This window comes from Limosilactobacillus gorillae (assembly GCF_001293735.1).
Classification (GTDB): Bacteria; Bacillota; Bacilli; order Lactobacillales; family Lactobacillaceae; genus Limosilactobacillus; species Limosilactobacillus gorillae.
The window spans coordinates 1-18643 of the sequence record NZ_BCAH01000016.1; the positions used below are offsets into that span (position 1 = coordinate 1).

The window sequence follows — 18643 nt, forward strand, 5'->3', positions numbered from 1 at the left end:
TCGGTGCGTAGTTGACTGGTACATCGCCCCCGACCTTACGGTAACGCTTTAAAGCAGGGGGCCTAGTAGTCCCCGTTTAAGATTGAGTTCTTAACGATTACGTAGTCGACCTTGGTGATTGACTCCAGATCGCGGCCCCCAGCGTAGGAAATCGAGGACTGGAGATCCTCCTCCATTTCAACGAGGGTGTCTTTAATGCTGCCACGGTACGGAACCAGCATCTGTTTGCCTTCAACGTTACGGTAGGCGCCCTTTTGAACCTCAGAGGCAGAGCCCCAGTACTGCTTGTAGTGCTTACCGTCGATGGTGATTAAGTTACCCGGTGATTCTTGGTGACCGGCCAGAAGGGAGCCGATCATGACCATGGTGGCCCCGAAGCGAACTGACTTAGCGATATCGCCGTTGTGGCGGATCCCCCCGTCAGCGATCAACGGCTTGCGAGCCGCCTTGGAACACAGACGCAGGGCGGCTAACTGCCAGCCCCCGGTTCCAAAGCCAGTTTTGAGCTTGGTGATGCAGGCCTTGCCTGGACCCACCCCAACCTTAGTGGCGTCGGCGCCGGCATTTTCAAGGTCCCGGACGGCTTCGGGGGTGGCAACGTTGCCCGCCGTCAGGAAACTCGTCGGCAGCTGGTGCTTGATGTGTTGGATCATGGCGATCACGGAGTCAGAATGTCCGTGGGCAACGTCGATCGTAATGTACTCTGGCAGTAATTGTTCGTCTTTTAGCTGATTGATAAAGTCGTATTCACTGTCCTTGATTCCAACCGAAATCGAGGCAAACAGTCCCCTGTCGTGCATCCGTTTGATGAAGTCGGCCCGGTCGTCCGGGTTGAAGCGGTGCATGACGTAATAGTAGTCATTTTGGGCCAGCCAGACCGCTAATTCCTCATCAATCACTGAGGCCATGTTGGCCGGAACGACGGGGATTTTGAAGGTTTTGGGGCCGAACTTAACCCGCGGGTCAGCTTCCTTCCTGCTCTTGATCACGCACTTGTTGGGGATCAGTTGAATGTCATCATAATCAAAAGTTTCCATCGGAATACCTCGCTTATAAAAGTGATTTGAAACCGTTAGTAACTATAGGCGAAATTTAGGGGGGCGTCAAGGATAAAACCGAACAATTTTAGTAAACGTTAGGAAAAAGGTTCAGATGACCTCTTGCGTTTGGGAAGTTAATCCGGTAGTATCATAGAGTAACTGTGCTTATTTTTTTATGACTGATGAGGTGAACATAATGGCAACAGTAGTAATCGTAGGAAGTCAATGGGGAGACGAAGGAAAGGGGAAGATGACCGACTACCTGAGTCAAGAAGCGAACGTTGTTGTCCGCTCCCAGGGGGGGAACAATGCTGGACACACGATCGAATTCGACCGCCAAAAGTTTGCCCTGCGCCTGATTCCATCCGGGATCTTTGGTGAACACACCACCGCTGTGATTGGTAACGGGGTGGTCATCAACCCGCAGGCCCTCCTAGAAGAAATCAAGTACCTGACCGATCGGGGGGTTGATATCTCGGGACTGAGGATCTCCAGCCGTGCTCAGGTGATCATGCCCTACCACCTTTTACTCGATGAATGCCAGGAAAAGGCCAAGGGGGATGCCAAGATTGGTACCACCAAGAAGGGGATTGGCCCAACCTACGTCGATAAGGTTTCCCGGATTGGGATTCGGGTGGCCGACCTGCTGGAAAAGGAGACCTTTGCTGCCAAGCTCAAGCAGAACCTGGCCATTAAAAACCAGCTCTTCACCAAAATCTACGGGGTCGCCCCGGTTAACTTCGATGAGATTTTCAATCAGTACTACGAATACGGCCAACAAATTAAGCAGTACGTCACTGACACCTCGCTTCTGATCAACGACGCCATTGACCGGGGCGATAAGGTCCTCTTTGAAGGGGCCCAGGGGACGATGCTAGACATCGATGAAGGGACCTACCCTTACGTAACTTCCTCTAATCCGACGGCTGGGGGGGCGCCAACCGGGGCGGGGGTTGGCCCGAACAAGATCGAAACCGTGGTCGGGATTGCCAAGGCCTACACGACCCGGGTTGGTGAGGGACCATTTCCAACCGAATTAAATGATGAGATCGGTAATTACATTCGCGAAACCGGTCATGAATACGGAACCGTGACCGGCCGGCCGCGCCGGGTTGGCTGGTTTGATGCCGTTGCCATGCGCCACGCCCGCCGGGTCAACGGTATGACCTACTTAAGCCTCAACCTGCTCGACGTTTTGACCGGCTTAAAGACGGTTAAGATTGCCCGCGCCTACGAGTTAGATGGTAAGGAGATCAACTACTACCCGGCCAGCTTGGAAGAGCTCGGCCGCTGTACCCCAATTTATGAAGAGCTGCCGGGTTGGCAAGAAGACATTACCCATGTAACCAACTATGCGGACCTGCCGGCAAACGCTAAGCACTTCTTAGACCGGATCGTAGAGTTATCCGAAACCCCGCTGGCCACGATCTCAGTGGGACCGTCTCGGGAGCAAACAATCATTCTAAAGGACCCGTGGCAGGGTTAGTATATTTTTGAAGGGGCCTCACCATTTTGGTGGGGCCTTTTTGTCCCTCCCAAAGTTGACACAGTTCCCGGCACCGGTTATTATAAAAACTAATAAGCAATGCCTTTAAGTGGATCCAGTGAGGTCGACAAGGACGGAGAAATTGGTTAGCGCCGCCTTGGAGACTCTGGGGGGCGTTTTTGTTATCAGAAAAGGAGTGTTGATCGTGGCCCACGAAATTGTGGATGGTTCAAGCATGCAGCGTGCCCTGACCCGGATTACCTATGAGATTATTGAGCAAAACAAGGGGGTCGACAACCTGGTCTTTGTCGGCATTAAGACCAGGGGAGTATACCTGGCCCAACGCCTTGCTAAGCGAATGGAACAGTTAGAAGGGGTTAAAGTGCCCGTGGGTACCTTAGATATCACCCTTTACCGTGATGACCGCCACCAGCCGGATCACCACGTTGAACCGACCGTCAACGCCACTGACGTTGACGTCGATATCAATGACAAGCACGTTATCCTGGTTGATGATGTCTTGTATACTGGCCGTACGGTCCGGGCTGCCCTGGATGCCCTGATGGACCTTGGCCGGCCGAAGCGGATTTCTTTGGCCGTCTTAGTTGACCGCGGCCACCGGGAGCTGCCAATCCGCCCAGATTTTGTGGGTAAAAACATCCCAACTTCTAACTCCGAAACGGTTCACGTGGCCGTGGAAGAATATGATGGTCACGAAGACATTTCACTTGAAAATAGAAATTAATAACTCACCGTTTAAGGAACTCCAGAGAGGGTGCAAGGGTGAAACAGGCCGCTAGATGGCCTAGTGACGGCTTCTCCCTGCTGGAGAAGCCGTTTTTATTTAGGAGGAATCACCATGCAACGTTTTGAACCAATGGTTGCCGTCGATGTGGCAACTAAGCAGGCTGCCCTGCGTCTCTTTGACAAGCTGTCCAGTGATACCGAGCACCAGCCGATCGTTAAAATTGGCATGGAGCTATACTACGCCTTTGGTCCCGGGATTGTGCGGGAGGCCAAGGGACGGGGCTTGAGCGTCTTTTTGGACCTCAAGCTCTACGATATCCCTAACACTGTTGAACGAACAATGCGGGTCTTAGGAGCCCTGGGGGCCAGCTTTGTAACCACCCACGCTTCCGGGGGAACCGAGATGATGAAGGCGGCTAAGCGCGGCCTCCTGGCCGGGGCCGCTGCGGCTGGCCGACGCCAGCCCAAACTCTTAGCCGTGACCAAGCTGACCTCGATTGATGAACAGATCCTCCATGACGAACAGCGGGTTAGCGGGACCCTCCTTGAGGCCGTTCAAAACGCCGCTCACCTGACCGAATCAGCTGGCTTGGACGGGGTTATCTGTTCGGCCCAGGAGGTGTTGGCGATTCGCCAGGTCACCGGGCCAGACTTCTTGTGCGTAACCCCGGGAATTCGCTTGGACCTAGCCGAAAAGGATGACCAAAAGCGGGTTGTTGCCCCGGCGCAGGCCCGCGAGCTTGGAAGTAATGCGATCGTCGTTGGCCGCCCAATTACCCAAGCTAAGGATCCACTAAAGGCCTACAGGGAAATTCGCAACGACTTTATGGAGGGTTAAGACAAATGACAATTGCACAAACTGTTGCTAAAGACTTACTGAAGATCAAGGCCGTGACCCTACGTCCCGACCAGCCCTTTACCTGGGCCAGCGGGCTCAAGGCACCAATTTACACTGATAACCGGCTAACGATCTCTTACCCTCAGGTGCGGCGCGACATTTACCAGGGGATGAGTGAATTGATCCGCCAGTACTACGGTGACGCCGATGTCATCGCTGGAACGGCCACGGCTGGGATTCCCCACGCCGCCTGGGTCGCCGAGGAATTAGGCCTACCGCTGGTTTACGTGCGGGCTAAGCCTAAGGACCACGGCCAAGGCCGTCAGATTGAGGGGGCTTTTCCGCAGGGGGCCAAGGTTGTTGTGATCGACGACCTGTTGAGCACCGGCGGGTCGGTGTTAAACGCCGTTAAGGCTGTTCAAAACGCGAATGGTCAAGTTTTGGGTGTGGTGGCCGACTTTTCCTACCAGTTGCCAGTTTTAGATGAGAACTTCCGGGCCGCAAATTTGACTTACCACACGGTGACCGACTACACGACGTTGATTGAGGTTGCCAAGCAAAACGATTTGATCACAAGCGATCAGGAGGCCTCCCTGCGTGCCTGGCGGAAGGACCCGCGCAACTGGCCGGAATAGAAATAATGTAATAAAAATCTCTTAATACACCAAAAGGGCCGTGACGGTTTGTCACAGCCCTTTTTTGGCCTTCTAGTTGATAATTAACGGAGCCAGCCGTTATTCTTTGAGGTATTTGCTACGGATCAAGAGCTCCCGGGAAGCCTGATCAGCGGGGCGCCACCCTTTGCTAAAGAGACGGCGGAAGTACATCTGGTTGTAGATCAGGGTAAATAACAGCGACGACCACGGAAAGCCCAGCAGCCAGGGCAGGTGAAAGACCATGCCGACTAAGAAGATGTTGGCGGCCGTAACGATGATCAAGGCAAAGTTATAGTAGTCACCCCGTAAAAGGGCCGGGAGGGGCCCAAACCAAAAGGTCGTCCAAGAGATACCAACCTTAGCGATCCGGATGTCGCCCTCATCGTTGGTCACCTTGGCGTAGTTCGGTGGGGTAGGGAGATTCTTTAAAAAGTCCTGATTGTTTTGGTTGCCAAATGGGTTTTGCATGGCGCCCTCCTTGTTGTTCTTAGGATATAATCTTATCACAAACCTGCCGTGACCCCCAATAATCTTCCCTCGACTGCACGGGTTTTGGCATCCATGTTAGAATGTAGCCAACCGCCGTTTTGACAATAGGAAGGACGACAAGCATGTTATTTTTCTTCAATGATAATATTCAAGAAAACAAGTCTGGGATTGAGCACGCCCAAATTAAGCGGCTAAATCTCTTTAAAAAATTTAATCAACCGGCCAAGATTGTAATTCGTCAGTACTCAAACGAGTTACATAGCATCACCACCGCTGCCGGAATTGATGATCACGACCTGGTCAACTTATTTGACTACTTTCAGGAGTCCCGCCTGGTTGAACCAAAGAAGGTCACCCTGCAAGACATCAGCCTAAATCCCCGCTGGAAGCGGCGGGCCGACGGGGTTAGCTATAACTATTACGATGGTGACCGCCGGGTGGTCTACGTTCGGCGCCACCAGCGCGATAAGCACGTGATGAACGTCCAGTACTTTGACCGCTTCGGCAAGCTGGTCAAGGTTAGCTGGTACGACAACCGGGGCTTCTTGTCAGTTGACCAGCTCTACGATTGGAGTAACCAGATCACGGTTCAAAACTACTTCACCCCAACCAAGCGTTTGGCAATGACGGCAACGACAACCCTGGACAAGCGCCAAAAAGAGACCACTGTCTACCACCTCTACGACTACCAGGGTCAAGACCTCCAGTTTACCAACTTTGATGAGCTGACCCGCTTTTTTTACGACCAGATTGTCACCGACCGGAAGCTGACCGGGCCGGGGCCGGTCGGTTGCATCGTCGACCGCTCCTACGAGCTGAGCTGGGCGGTCTTGAATATGAAGACGCGGGTCTTCCGGCTTTTGCAATTACACAACGACCACGTCAATAACCCAGCCGACATGCTTCATTCGCCGCTAAATTACAACTACGACTGGGGATTACGCCACCTGAGCGAGTGGGATGGGGTGATTACTTTAACCCCGTCCCAAAAGGTCGATGTCACCGACCGCTTTGGCAAGGTGGCCAAGAAGATTTACCGGGTCCCGGGGGCAATTGTGCCGGATGAGCGCCTAGCCGCTAAACACATCCCTATGAAAAAGCGCCATCGCCACGAGGTGATCGTGATCGCCCGGCTATCACCGGAAAAGCAGCAGGACCACCTGCTGGAAATCTGGCCCCAGGTGCTGGCGGCCGTCCCGGATGCCCAGCTAAACCTGTGGGGGTATTCCAACGATAATTTTGACCAGAAGCTCAAGCAGCTGGTTAAGGACAAGCACCTGGAAAAGTCGGTTCACTTCCGCGGCTATACGACCAACGTCGGTAAGGTTGATGACGAGGCCCAGTTAATGGTGCTGCCGTCCAATGCCGAGGGCCTGCCGCTGTCCTTAGTGGAGGGACAATCCCATGGGTTGCCGATCGTGGCCAACGACATCAAGTATGGACCGCGCGACATCATCGTTGACGGTCAGGACGGGACCCTAACGAAAAATGGTGACAAGCAGGGTCTGGCTAAGGCGGTTATCGACCTCTTACAAGACGATGACAAGCGTCAGGCGTATAGCGACCAGGCTTATAAGGACAGTGAGCGCTATTCGGAGGCCAATGTGATGAAGCTGTGGCAAGAAATTATTGATGACATGAATGAAGGGGCGGTGAAATAATGGATTTCTTCGTTAACCAATACCTGTTAACTAAAAACTCGAGCATTGAACACGCCGAAATGAAGCGCCTGGCCCTCTTTAACAACCACCAGGAGGGCGAAGCGAAGCTGTTAACCCAGGACTTCGCCCCTAACTTTGATCAGACCTTAGAGCGGTTTGGGTTAAAGCGCAGCGCCGTTATCAACATGTTTGACTTCTTTGCGGGGACCACTGACTACGTGGGCGCTCCCCTGAAGGTCAGCCAGCTGGCCTACGATGGTGACCTGCAGATGGGAACCGGGAATAACTTCCGTGAGCTGCGGCGGGGGAGCCGGCTGGTTGCCGAGGTCCACTTCATTGGCGGGACCGTCGCGCAGGTCGGTAACGTTGATTACTTCGACGACGCCGGGAACCTAACCCTACGCCAAATTTATGACCTGCGGGGCTTTTTAGCGGTCAATCAGTACTACGGCCGGGCCGGGGAGCTCTTCTACGAGCGCTACAATCGGCCGGATGGCACCGTCTATTTGGAACGCTATTACGTTCAGTCGACCGAAAACACGCCGATCAATTCCTTAAACATCCTAAAGGACTACCAGGGTCAGGACCGCTTCTTTACCGACCAGGAGGGGCTGTTTACCTACTTTTTAGACGAGGTCAACCGCGCCTTTGGCGAAAATAACCGCTTCTTCACTGACCGGCCGGCGATGGCGATCAACCCAATCTTGAACATGGCCACCAAGGTCAAGCGCTACCTGTGGCTGGCCATGCGGGCGGCTGCTGACGGTCAGGACCTGCAAACGGGGAACCTGGACCCGATGCTCGTCGCCGCCTTACAGCACAGCCGGAAGTGGGCCGGGGTGGTAGTTGCCACTGAAGACCAGGCTGCCGACCTTGCCGCGCGCTTGCCGAAGGGTCTGAAGTGCTACGTGGTTAACAACGCCCCGGTTAAGACCGACTGGCCGGTGGTGAAGATGAGCGACCGAACCGCCCAGTCCGTGATTGCCGTGGGCCGGCTGGGGACTGATAAGCAGACCGACCAGCTGATTGACGTCTTCAAGCGGGTGCACACCGCCCTGCCAAAGGCGACGCTTACCTTCTACGGCTACGGTAACGCGGCCGACATGCAGGCCTACAAGGACCAGGTTAAGGCCGCCAACTTAGAAGGGGTGATTACCTTTGCCGACTACGTGGTTGATGTCGATGCCGTTTACGATCGGGCTAGCCTCCTGGTTGATGCTAGTCGGATCGATGCCCAGCCGCTGGCAATGGCCGAGGCCCTCTCCCATGGGGTGCCGGTTGTCAGCTATGACTATGCCTACGGTCCCCGGGAGCTGATCAAGCCTGGTAAGAATGGCGAGTTGGTGCCGCTGGGGAACCGGGCGGCCCTGGCCGAGGCGATTGTAAAACTCATAAGCGACCCAGCCCTGTTACAGGAGTACAGTACGGCGGCTTACGAGAACCTCGCCCCGATCAGCGAAGCGACGACTTGGCGGCAGTGGCAGGCCGTCAAATAGGGGCGTTAAAAGTTTATTCAAAAATTCTGAGAAAATCGTTGACAAAAATTAGAGATCCCTTATAATTGACCATAACAAATTAATCGAACGCTAAAACATATCGAAAAGCAGAGTAATCGCGAGCGGCTAGCAAGAGAGTTTCCGGGTGGTGGAAGGAAACAGCTTAAGGCGGTGAAGATGGGCTTGGAATGGCACTGGCGATAGTTAGCCGGTGACGGAGTTGCACACGTTATCAGTGCAGGGTAATTCCCTTGGGAGTAACCCGCAGAGGCCACTTGCCGTGAGGGAGTGGTAAATTAAGGTGGTAACGCGAAGCACTCGTCCTTGATCATAACGATCAGGGCGGGTGCTTTTTTTGATGGTTGGACCCGTTCGAGAAGATTAATGGAAAGAAGAGGGAGCATCATTATGAAGAAGAAGAGAAACTGGATTATTGCGGCCGTGGTGGTCGTTGTCTTACTCGTCATTGGCTGGTTCTCATTCGGCTACGGTTCTGGCGGCAGCAACAAAACGGTCACCGTTGGGGTGGTTGGTCAAACCAACCAGGATGAAGCCGTTTGGAAGGAAGTTTCCAAGATTGCCAAGGATAAGTACGGCGTTACCGTTAAGATCAGGAACTTCTCCGATTACAACCAGCCTAATAAGGCCCTGCAAAACGGTGACGTTGACTTAAACGCCTTCCAACACCAGGCCTTCTTAGACGCCTGGAACAAGGCTAACAAGGGGAGCCTGGTGTCAATTGGGAAGACCTTCATCACCCCAATTCACCTCTACTCCAAAAAGGTAACCGACGTTAAGAACATCGCCGATGGGGCAACGATTGCCGTGCCAAATGATGCCTCTAACGAATCGCGGGCCCTGTTCTTGCTTAAGAACGCTGGTTTGATCACCTTAAAGACCAGCGCCGGCAGCTTAGCCACGGTTAAGGATATCAAGGACAACCCAAAGAACATCAAGATTAAAGAAATTGCCGCTGAACAAACGGCCCGGACCTTAGATGACGTTGACGCCGCCGTGGTTAACACTAACTACGCCATGGCCGCTAAGTTATCGGATAAGAACATCATCTACACGGAACCAGTTAATAAGGACTCCGAACAGTGGATTAACATCATCGCCGCTAAGAAGTCCAAAGCAGACACCAAAGCCTACAAGGACGTTGTGAAGGCTTACCAAACGGCTCAAGTTAAGAAGGTTATCAAGGACCAATTCGGCGATAAGGAAATTCCAGCCTGGAACTTAAAGCTTAAGTAACACCTAAAGAAAGCGTGAGGGAGAATATGGCAGACGTTATTTCATTAGACCACATTGATGTGACTTTTCCTCAAAAGAAGGGGGACCCCGTCCGAGCCGTTTCAGACGTCAACTTGCACGTTGAAAAGGGCGATATTTACGGAGTGGTTGGTTACTCGGGGGCTGGGAAGTCGACCCTCGTTCGGACAATCAATCTCTTGCAAAAGCCAAGTGAAGGAACGGTCACCGTTAGCGGGACGGTCCTGTTTAAGGATCACACCCAACAGGTTAGCAACGCTGAGTTACAGGAAAAGCGCCGCAACATTGGGATGATCTTTCAGCACTTTAACCTTTTGAATGAGACAACCGTCGTGGATAACGTCTTGTTTGCCCTGAAGCACGCGAAGCTTAAGGATAAGGAGGCCCAGGAAAAGGCCATGAACCTGCTGGAATTAGTGGGGTTAAAGGATAAGGCCCAGGCCTTTCCAGTGCAGCTATCCGGTGGGGAACAGCAACGGGTAGCCATCGCCCGGGCCCTGGCTAACGACCCGGAAATCCTGATCTCAGACGAGGCCACCAGCGCTTTAGACCCACGCACGACCAACCAGATTTTGGACCTCTTGCGTGACTTGAATAAGAAGTTGGGGCTAACGATCGTCTTGATCACCCACGAAATGGACGCCGTCAAGCGGGTTGCCAACAAGATCGCCGTTATGCAGCACGGGGTAATCATCGAACAGGGAAGCCTGCGCGACATCTACTTACGTCCTAAACAGGAGCTAACCCGGCAGTTTGTCGGCGGATCCTTAGCCGCCATCGAAACCTTACGGGCCTTCAACCTCGGCACGCTGGATGAAAACGAGCGCCTTTACCAGCTGGTCTTTTCGGCTAAGACGGTTACCAAGTCAATCATCTTAGAGCTCTACCGGCAAAGCGGGGTCGACGTATCGATGCTGTATGGGAACATTGAAGTCTTGGGCGATGAACCAGTCGGGACCCTCTTCGTGATTGTGACCGGCGATCACCAGCAGCAGGATAGCGCCCTCCAGTTCTTGAAGGATAGCCAAGTGGAAGTAACACAGATTAATGATCGGGGGATTTGGAATGACTAGTTTCTTAACACAGTACATGCCTAACGTGGTTCAACTCGGCTGGACCGGCGACACCGGGTGGGGAACGTCGATCGTCCAGACCCTGTACATGACCTTTTGGCCGGCAATCTTCGGCGGGATCCTGGGATTAATTTTTGGGGTCATTCTGGTAATCACCAAACCGGGGGGGATCCTAGCAAACGGCTTTTGGTTTGGCCTTTGTGATAAGGTGGTCTCGGTTTTCCGGGCAATCCCCTTTATCATCCTGTTGGCCTTCATCGCCCCGTTCACCCAGCTTTTAGTCGGCACCCAGATCGGGATGACGGCCGCCCTGGTGCCCCTGTCGTTAGGGGTCTTCCCCTTCTTTGCCCGTCAGGTTCAGGTGGCCTTAGAATCCGTGGATAGTGGTAAGGTTGAGGCCGCCCAAGCCCTGGGGGCCACCAACACCGATATCATTTTTGACGTCTACCTTCGCGAGGCCCGCTCCGAACTGGTCCGGGTTTCCACGGTAACGTTGATTTCTTTAATCGGCCTGACCGCTATGGCGGGGGCAATTGGGGCCGGGGGATTAGGGAACACCGCCATCTCTTACGGCTACAATCGCTTTAATAATGATGTCACCTTGGTAGCGACCATCTTGGTCTTGTTGCTAGTTCTGATCGTCCAACTGGTCGGGGACTGGCTGGCAAAGCGCTTAAATCACCAAGCACGCTAAACAATGCCATAATAAGTCAAGCGGGGCGAAACCACGGTTTCGCCCCGCTTTTTTAAGGAGGAAGCAGATGAACAAGGAAGAACGCACCCAGGTGTTAGCTGACCTGGTCAAGATTAATAGCGTTAATGGTAACGAGCTGGCGGTGGCTAACTACCTGCATGATTTATTTGCCCGGCACGGGATCACCGCGACGGTGTGGCCCTTTGACGGCCAGCGGGCCAACCTAACCGCAGAAATTGGTGCGGGTGAGCCCATTTTAGGAATCACTGGTCACATGGATACGGTGGCCCTGGGCGATGAGGACAGGTGGGACTACCCACCCTTGGCCGCCACGATTGTCGGTGACCGCCTGTACGGGCGCGGGGCGGCTGATATGAAGTCGGGTCTGGCAGCCCAAGTGATCGCCCTGATTGAACTTCACGATACCGCTCGCTTTAAGGGCCACGTTCGCTTCATTGCCACGGCTGGTGAGGAGTACGGCACCCCGGGGGCCAATCGGTTAGAGGTAGCCGGGGTGGCCAAAGATCTGAGCGCCCTAGTGGTTGGTGAGCCAACCGGCGGCAACGTAATTTACGCCCACTCCGGGAGTTACAACTACCGGATCGTTTCGACCGGCCAGTCGGTCCATTCCTCAGAACCGGAGCGCGGTCGAAATGCCCTGGCCCCGTTGATCGACTTTGCCCTGGCCGAACGCAAGCTCTTTTCAGACGCCCAAAACGATCCCTATCTAGGCCCCTTGAAGCACTCCGTGACGATCATTCGCGGGGGTGAGCAGGTTAACACAATTCCCGATTACGCCGAGTTATGGGGCAATGTCCGGCCGACGATGGCCTTCGATAACGACCGGGTCACGGATCGCTTGCAGGCCACGGTCAATCGCCTCAATCAGCGGGACGCAAACCATTTAATCCTGGAAGTTGTTCACTCCTGGCGCCCGGTAGCGTCCGATCCAAATAGTGCCTTTGTCAAACAGGCCTTACGGGCCAGCCAGCAAGCCTTTAGCGCCCATCCAGCCCACGCCAAGCCCACACTTGGGATTATCCACGGGGCAACTGACGCCTCGGTTTTTGTCAAGCACCACCATGATCTACCGGTAATTTTGTTGGGAGCTGACGACTGGAATCTTTCCCACCAGGTTAACGAGTACACGACCCTTTCCTCGTTTACGGCCACGGTGGCGGCTTACAAGCAACTGATCCAGGACTACTTCGCATAACAAAAGCGGCTGAGAGCGTTCTCCCAGCCGCTTTTGTTAGCGTTCTTCGTTTAAAACCAGTTTAACAACGGCTTCACAGCGCGGGGTCTGCGGCAGCATGTCGACCGGTTGGATGTAGGCGACCCGGTAGGTAGGAACCAGGCGGGTCAGGTTGCGGGCGAGGGTAGCCATGTTACAGGAGACGTAGGCGAACTTAGCCGGCTTTTCCTGGAGGATGGTGTCGATTAGGGCATTGTCCAGACCGGTCCGCGGTGGGTCAACCACCAGGGCGTCGAAGTGCTGGCCCTGGCGCCGCCACTTGGGGAGCAGTTCTTCGGCCGGCCCCACCTCGTACTTGGCGTTTCTAATCCCGTTTAAGGCGGCGTTTTGGTTAGCATCGTTAACGGCGTCTTCGACCGTTTCCATCCCGATCACCTGCTTAACCCGGCCGGCTAGGGAAAGCCCAATTGTCCCGATTCCGGCGTAAGCGTCGACCAGGGTGTCATCGACAGAAAGATCCAGGGCCTTGGCGGCTTCTTCGTACAGGACCTCGGTTTGTTCAGGGTTAAGCTGTAAAAAGGACCGGGCCGAGAGGCGAAAGTCCAGTCCCATCAGGCTTTCGGTGATGTAGTCTTGGCCGGATAAAAGGATGGTCTTATCCCCCCAGACCAACGGGGTGTCACCGGGATTGACGTTTTGAACTACCGAGGTCACCTCGGGTAGCTGGTCTTCAATCGCAACCAGAAGGGCGTGCTTTTTAATCAGCTTGGCCGTGTTAGTGATGATGGCAACCTGGATTTGGCCGGTTGCAAGTGATTCGCGAACCGCCAGGGTTTTAATGATCCCGGACTGGTTTTGCTCATCGTAAACCGGGATGGCCAGTTCCTCGATCAGCTTAACCAGGGTGTTGATGACCTTCATCGTTGTTGGCATTTGAACGGCACAGGTCTTCATGTCGACGACGGTGTGGCTATTAGCCTGATAGAGACCGGCGACCACGTGGCCGTCCTGCATCCGGACCTGGAACTGGGCCTTGTTACGGTAGCCGTAGGGATGTTCGGCGGCGAGGGTGTCTTTGACCCAGTAGTGGCGGTAGCCTAGCGGTTTGAACTTGGCCAGCGCCTCTAAGACGACCTGCTTTTTAAAGGCCAGCTGTTTGTCATAGGCCAGGTTTTCCAGTTCAAAGCCCCCGGCGATTCCGGCGTAATCATCCCTAGGGGTGACCCGGTCCGGGCTGGGCTGGCGGAGCTGGTGGAGTTTGGCCTCCAGGTAGTTGTCGTGGACAACGGTCACTTCGGCCACCACGACCTCACCCGGTAACGCCCCGGGCACAAAGCAGACCTTGTGCTTAAAGTAGCCAATCCCCTGGCCTTCAATGCCGAGCTTCTTAATCGAAAGCGGGAAGCGGTCGCCGACCTTAACGTTAACGGGCTGGGCGTAACGGCGGGGCCGCCGCTTGAACTTGTTGTTTGGTGTTTGCATATTAATACCTCGTAATTTGAAACGAACTGACTGGATTGCTTATCCATTCTAGCATATTCCAGTAGGTCATCGCCTAATCGATCCTGACTGACTAGGCAACGCCCTGACTTGAAGCGAAACCAAAGCCCGCCCCCGTTTCCTTGCAATGAGAAAACGGGGGCGGGCTTTTTACTAACGAGTTAAGTAGTCTTGTTTGAACTGGTTCAGGTTGGTGGTGCTTGGCTTCAGGTTAGCCCACTTGGTGGACAAGAAGGCGTCGTTTAACTTGTAGTTTGGCGCCGGTTGCTTGTTATCAATGAAGGCGGACACCTGGTGGTCAAACTTAACCCACCCGGCCCAGCCAAGGTGAATCGTGTCCTGCATGAAGCCCTTCTTGGCCCCGTCCTTGGAGTAATCCAAGATGTTGTTAAAACCTTGGGACTGCAGCTGGAACTTGATCTTTTGGACCGTTTGGTCGTACATTTCCATCGACATGCCCGTGTACTTTTCCCACTTGGCATTGACCGGGGTGATCATGAAAATCACGTTGGTGTTATTCTTTTGGAACTGCTTTAAGACCACTTCTAGGTCATTGTATTCCGGCGACTGCAGGTAGTTAAACTTCCTTTGCGAGCCCTTTAGACTCTTAATGTTCTTCTTAACCCGCTTGTCGTAGAAGGAATTTAAGATCCCAAACTGGTTGTTGCTTGATTCAGCGGCATGCATCTCCTTAGCCATCGTAAGTAGCTTTGGGTAGTTGTATTGCCGGGGCAGCTGGGTGATTTGCGGTGCGATCTTGTTACCGTAGTTGTTGTTCAAAAAGAAGCCGGAGAAGAGCTGGTCTTCGTGCGACAAGAAGGTCAAGCGCACCTTGAGGTTGGCCCGATCGGCGGCCGACAGGGTTTCACCATTAGCAATCTTATTGGCAAGGCTGGAAACCAGTCCTTGGTCGTTCAACAAGAACACTAGCCGGCTGGCCGTGTAACGGTCGTAAGGGGATTTGGGGTTGGCCTGTTGCAACCACATGTAATCGGCGTAGTTACCGTTGTAGTACTTAAAGGCCTGTGAGGAAACCCCCTCTTTGACAAACCACTGCGGGGAGATGATGTAAACGGCCTTGCGGTTCTTTAACTGCTGATTCATCATCGCCATGTTAAAGAGCTGGGGCAAGGACTGGGTCCCGCGTGAACCAAACAAAAACGGCTTGTAGTCGTGGTAGCGCGCGGCCATCACCGAAGGGTGGAAGAGGTCCATCCGGGCCAGCTCACTGGAACCAAAGAAAGGCACGTAATTAGCCTTTTTGTCACTCAGGGCGGCCACCTTTAGGTCCCGGTTTTTAAAGACGGTTGCGGACAGGGAATCAGCGGCTCGCTGCTCCGTTGCGGGAGTGTTGTTGAACTTCCAAGGGAGCAAGAAGACCACCACGACCATGAGAACGGCCACAATCAGCGGTCCAAAGATCGACCACAGCTTTTTACGGTTGCTCATTGGTCAGCTATCCCTATGCCTGTAATTCCTTGACCCGGTCAGCGATCTTGTTAACCGTATTCCACTCGTCGCGGTCGAATTCGGAAACCGGAACGGTAATGTCATATTCGTCCTGTAGGGAGAAGAGGAATTGAACGGTGGCCATTGAGTCGATCAAGCCGGAGTCAAACAGGTTTTCATCAGCATCGGCAAAGTCAGCGGCATCACGGCCAGTAGCTTGGGCTAAGAGTTCTTGAATCTTTTCAATCATGATAAATACCTCCAAATATTTAGGTTATGGCTACATCCCGAACGGATGGAACCACAGTTTGTCTAAGAAACCACAGAAAATCAGTAGAGTGAAAACAACAAAGTTAAAGGTGATGAAAATCGCAACGCCCTTAGTAAAGGCGTTGGTTTTGATCTTAAAGTGCTTGCGCTTGTATCGTAGCCACCAGTCATTGATGACCAGGGCCAACCCGTGCAAGAACCCGTAGAGGATATAGTACCAGGTTACCCCGTGCCAGAAGCCCATGATCATCATGTTGAGCATGTAGGCAATTGAAGAAAGAACGTTGCGGTTTTTAAACCAGCGCTTCTTGGTAGCCAAGAAGACAAAGCGCATGAAGATGTAATCGCGGAACCAAAAGGATAGGGTCATGTGCCAACGGTTCCAGAACTCCTTGATGTTCGGGGACTTGAACGGCTTGTTAAAGTTCATTGGCGTTTCGACCCCCATCAGATAGGAGATCCCTACGGCAAAGAGTGAGTACCCGGCGAAGTCAAAGAAGAGGTTCCCGGTGTACATGTAAGCAACCCCGACCGTCCACCAGGACAGGTGCGGCGCGTGCTGCATGGCCATCCGCTCGAAAAAGGGCTGCCACTGCTCGGCGAAGAAGTAGTCGATGACGAACTTATACAAGAAGCCTAAGAACAAGTACTTAACGGACTTGCCCAGCATTTCAATGTACTTATCGCGACTCGGAACCTTCTTATAGTCCTTGGCGAAACGCCGGTAGCGATCGATTGGCCCCGAGGTTAGGGTTGGCATAAAGAGCATGAAGCGGACAAATTCCCACCATTTCAGCTCCTTGACCACCCCGTCGCGGGTTTCGATGATCGTTCCGACCGCCCGGAAGGTTAAATAAGAGATTCCCAAGAAGCCCAGTAGTGAGTTGTGGCCCACAAAGGCCGGGGTGAACTTGACAATCACGATCGGCAGGATCGACAGAGCCGCGGTAACGTAAAAGACCGGGCCGCTGTTTTTCCTTTGCCGGTAGTGGAAGTACCAGACTACTAAAATTGTTTGATAAATCAGGTACCCGATCAAAGAGGCGCCCTGCTTGTAGCTGGTCCCGTCAAACATCAAGAAGATGAAGACAAAGGAAATTAAAGCTTCATACCAGGCAAAACGCTTCCCGAAGTAGAGCCCGATTGAGAGGGGGACGATCGCCAAGATCAGGTACAAAAAGTAGATCGGCGTTCCGTAAGCCGTGTAGTTGGGGAGGGTTTGAATCCAGGTCAGCATTATTCGTTAGCCTCCGCGATCATTTGCTTAACCGCAATCTTGCCGTTAGCCGAGGTCGGGAAGGAATCGACGTAAACGAACTGGGTCGGCATCATGTAGTCCATGATCTGATCCTTTAAGTCGGCCCGGATCGCCTTGGTTAAGGCCTTGTCGTCCTCAAAATCGTTGTCCTTGGCGATGACGTAGGCGATCAGGTGGGAAACCTTGCCGTCCTTAGCGTACTTCGGCACGGCCACGGCCTGCTTAACGTACCGGCTGAGCTCGAGGCTGGAACGAACTTCATCTAGTTCGATTCGGAAGCCGTGGAGCTTGATTTGGAAGTCCATCCGCCCGACGATGTGGCGCATGCCGTCTTCATCGATGTAGCCGGCGTCCCCGGTCCGGTAGGCTTGCACCCCGTTAAGCTTGAAGAAGTTAGCAGCCGTTTTTTCCGGGTTGTTCATGTAGCCAGAGGCCACTGATTCGCCGGCAATGATGATCTCGCCGTGGACGTTTGGCTCGGTGATTTGTTTGCCGTCGTCCCAGATTGAAGTGGTGACGTTGGGCTTGTCGTAGCCGATCGGTAGCCGTTTCAGGTTGGCAACCATATCCTTGGTAATCTCAACGGAGGTGATGGCCACGGCCGCTTCCGTTGGCCCGTAGGTGTTAAAGATATGGGCGTTCGGGAAGTTAGTGAATAAGCGCTTGGCGGTTGAGACGGTCAGTTCTTCGCCGCAGAAGAGGAAGTACTTGAGCTCCGGCATCTTATCCTCATTGAAGTCTGGCGACAGCAAGAGCATGTCGACAAATGACGGAGTCGAAACGTAAACCGAAACGCCTAGCTTGGGCACCACCGTGAAGAGCTGGCCGAAGTTTTGCACCACCGTGCGTGGCAGGGCCTTGATCGTTGACCCGGTTAAGAGGGCCGGTAGCCAGTACATGTTGGACAAGTCAAAGGAAAACGGTGGCTGGCCCAGGAATGTCTGGTTGTGGGGCAGGTTGAAGGCATCGGACACCATCCAACTGGCAAAGGAGTGGATGTTAGTGTGGGAGATTTCAACCCCCTTTGGCGACCCGGTCGTTCCGGAGGTGAAGAGAATGTAAAACAGGTCATCGCCGTCAACAAAGTGATCGGCTTGGTAGTCAACCTCCTGGTTCAGCAGGCCGGTTAACTGGTCATGTTCAACAACCGCTTCCTGGTAGCCGAGCTCTTCGGCCGGAAAGCCGTCAATGGCCAAGACCAGGTGGGGCTGGGCCGTTTTTAAAATCGACTTAATCCGTGGCAGGGCGGAGTCGGTTTCAACCGGGATGTAGGCGTGGCCGGCCTTCAAGCAGCCGATGAAGGAGGCCATCATTTCAAACTGGTGATCCCCGTAGACCAAAACCGGGCTCTTTGCCGGCAGGTCCTGTTGGTCCAGCCAGGCGGCCAGGGCGTTAGAAGCGTGGTAGAGATCGCCGTAGGAGTGCACCAGGCCCATCTCGTCAAAAGCGGGAAAGTCTGGCTGGCTCAGCGCGATCCGGTCAATTTCTTGAATAATATTTTGCACCAATGTAATACTCC

The 18643-nt window shown here is 53.6% G+C and carries 17 protein-coding genes and 1 other annotated feature; of the genes, 10 read left to right on the plus strand and 7 right to left on the minus strand.

The genetic code is table 11. The annotated features are described in order from the left end of the window. Positions 1–62 precede the first annotated feature (62 nt). Entirely contained in the window at positions 63–1037 is a 975-nt protein-coding gene (locus tag AOQ57_RS02730) for a GMP reductase (protein ID WP_093624983.1), read from the minus strand. A 199-nt stretch (positions 1038–1236) separates the two neighbouring features. On the opposite strand from AOQ57_RS02730, the gene AOQ57_RS02735 reads away from it, so the two are divergent. The 4 genes from AOQ57_RS02735 (at position 1237) to pyrE (ending at position 4746) form a co-directional block, all read left to right on the plus strand. Next, on the plus strand, positions 1237–2526 hold the full coding sequence (locus AOQ57_RS02735; protein ID WP_093624985.1) for an adenylosuccinate synthase: 1290 nt from the start codon (positions 1237–1239) through the stop codon (positions 2524–2526). A 205-nt stretch (positions 2527–2731) separates the two neighbouring features. Next, positions 2732–3271, plus strand: a complete 540-nt coding sequence (gene pyrR / locus AOQ57_RS02740; protein ID WP_093624987.1) for a bifunctional pyr operon transcriptional regulator/uracil phosphoribosyltransferase PyrR — start codon at positions 2732–2734, stop codon at positions 3269–3271. 114 nt (positions 3272–3385) lie between these two features. Further along, on the plus strand, positions 3386–4111 hold the full coding sequence (gene pyrF, locus AOQ57_RS02745) for an orotidine-5'-phosphate decarboxylase (RefSeq protein WP_093624989.1): 726 nt from the start codon (positions 3386–3388) through the stop codon (positions 4109–4111). Positions 4112–4116: 5 nt separating this feature from the next. Beyond that, positions 4117–4746 carry an orotate phosphoribosyltransferase gene (gene pyrE / locus AOQ57_RS02750; protein WP_093624992.1) on the plus strand — a complete coding sequence of 210 codons (630 nt, stop codon included), beginning with the start codon at positions 4117–4119 and terminating at the stop codon, positions 4744–4746. A gap of 99 nt (positions 4747–4845) precedes the next feature. Here pyrE and AOQ57_RS02755 read toward each other — a convergent pair whose 3' ends face one another. Continuing rightward, on the minus strand, positions 4846–5235 hold the full coding sequence (locus AOQ57_RS02755) for a hypothetical protein (RefSeq protein ID WP_093624994.1): 390 nt from the start codon (positions 5233–5235) through the stop codon (positions 4846–4848). A 143-nt stretch (positions 5236–5378) separates the two neighbouring features. Between AOQ57_RS02755 and AOQ57_RS02760 the strand changes: the two genes are divergently transcribed. From AOQ57_RS02760 to AOQ57_RS02785, 6 genes are all read left to right on the plus strand, one after another. Beyond that, complete coding sequence (locus AOQ57_RS02760; RefSeq protein ID WP_093624996.1) at positions 5379–6917, plus strand: glycosyltransferase; 1539 nt, start codon at positions 5379–5381, stop codon at positions 6915–6917. Next, entirely contained in the window at positions 6917–8413 is a 1497-nt protein-coding gene (gene asp1, locus AOQ57_RS02765; protein ID WP_093624998.1) for an accessory Sec system glycosyltransferase Asp1, read from the plus strand. Before AOQ57_RS02760 ends, asp1 begins: the two co-directional genes overlap by 1 nt. 91 nt (positions 8414–8504) lie before the next feature. Beyond that, positions 8505–8742 (plus strand) — a binding site (T-box leader). 79 nt (positions 8743–8821) lie between these two features. Beyond that, complete coding sequence (locus AOQ57_RS02770) at positions 8822–9667, plus strand: MetQ/NlpA family ABC transporter substrate-binding protein (RefSeq protein WP_093625000.1); 846 nt, start codon at positions 8822–8824, stop codon at positions 9665–9667. Positions 9668–9693: 26 nt separating this feature from the next. Then, positions 9694–10758: a methionine ABC transporter ATP-binding protein gene (locus AOQ57_RS02775; RefSeq protein ID WP_093625002.1), complete on the plus strand. Its 1065-nt coding sequence runs from the start codon at positions 9694–9696 to the stop codon at positions 10756–10758. After that, complete coding sequence (locus AOQ57_RS02780; protein ID WP_439950839.1) at positions 10733–11452, plus strand: methionine ABC transporter permease; 720 nt, start codon at positions 10733–10735, stop codon at positions 11450–11452. The genes AOQ57_RS02775 and AOQ57_RS02780 overlap by 26 nt, the downstream gene beginning before the upstream one ends. 67 nt (positions 11453–11519) lie before the next feature. Next, the gene (locus tag AOQ57_RS02785; RefSeq protein ID WP_093625006.1) at positions 11520–12668 is read left to right on the plus strand and encodes an ArgE/DapE family deacylase; all 1149 of its coding nucleotides are present in this window, start codon (positions 11520–11522) and stop codon (positions 12666–12668) included. Between the two features lie 36 nt (positions 12669–12704). On the opposite strand, the gene rlmD is transcribed toward AOQ57_RS02785, so the two are convergent. The 5 genes from rlmD to dltA form a co-directional block, all read right to left on the minus strand. After that, positions 12705–14129, minus strand: coding sequence for a 23S rRNA (uracil(1939)-C(5))-methyltransferase RlmD (gene rlmD, locus AOQ57_RS02790; protein WP_093625008.1), 1425 nt, complete (start codon positions 14127–14129; stop codon positions 12705–12707). Between the two features lie 171 nt (positions 14130–14300). Next, positions 14301–15596 (minus strand): D-alanyl-lipoteichoic acid biosynthesis protein DltD, encoded by a 1296-nt coding sequence (dltD, locus tag AOQ57_RS02795; RefSeq protein WP_093625010.1) that lies wholly within the window; start codon positions 15594–15596, stop codon positions 14301–14303. A 13-nt stretch (positions 15597–15609) separates the two neighbouring features. Beyond that, entirely contained in the window at positions 15610–15846 is a 237-nt protein-coding gene (gene dltC, locus AOQ57_RS02800; protein WP_003682388.1) for a D-alanine--poly(phosphoribitol) ligase subunit DltC, read from the minus strand. Between the two features lie 30 nt (positions 15847–15876). Continuing rightward, positions 15877–17103 carry a D-alanyl-lipoteichoic acid biosynthesis protein DltB gene (dltB, locus tag AOQ57_RS02805; RefSeq protein ID WP_093625012.1) on the minus strand — a complete coding sequence of 409 codons (1227 nt, stop codon included), beginning with the start codon at positions 17101–17103 and terminating at the stop codon, positions 15877–15879. Beyond that, positions 17103–18632 carry a D-alanine--poly(phosphoribitol) ligase subunit DltA gene (dltA, locus tag AOQ57_RS02810; protein WP_093625014.1) on the minus strand — a complete coding sequence of 510 codons (1530 nt, stop codon included), beginning with the start codon at positions 18630–18632 and terminating at the stop codon, positions 17103–17105. The genes dltB and dltA overlap by 1 nt, the downstream gene beginning before the upstream one ends. Positions 18633–18643: the final 11 nt, after the last annotated feature.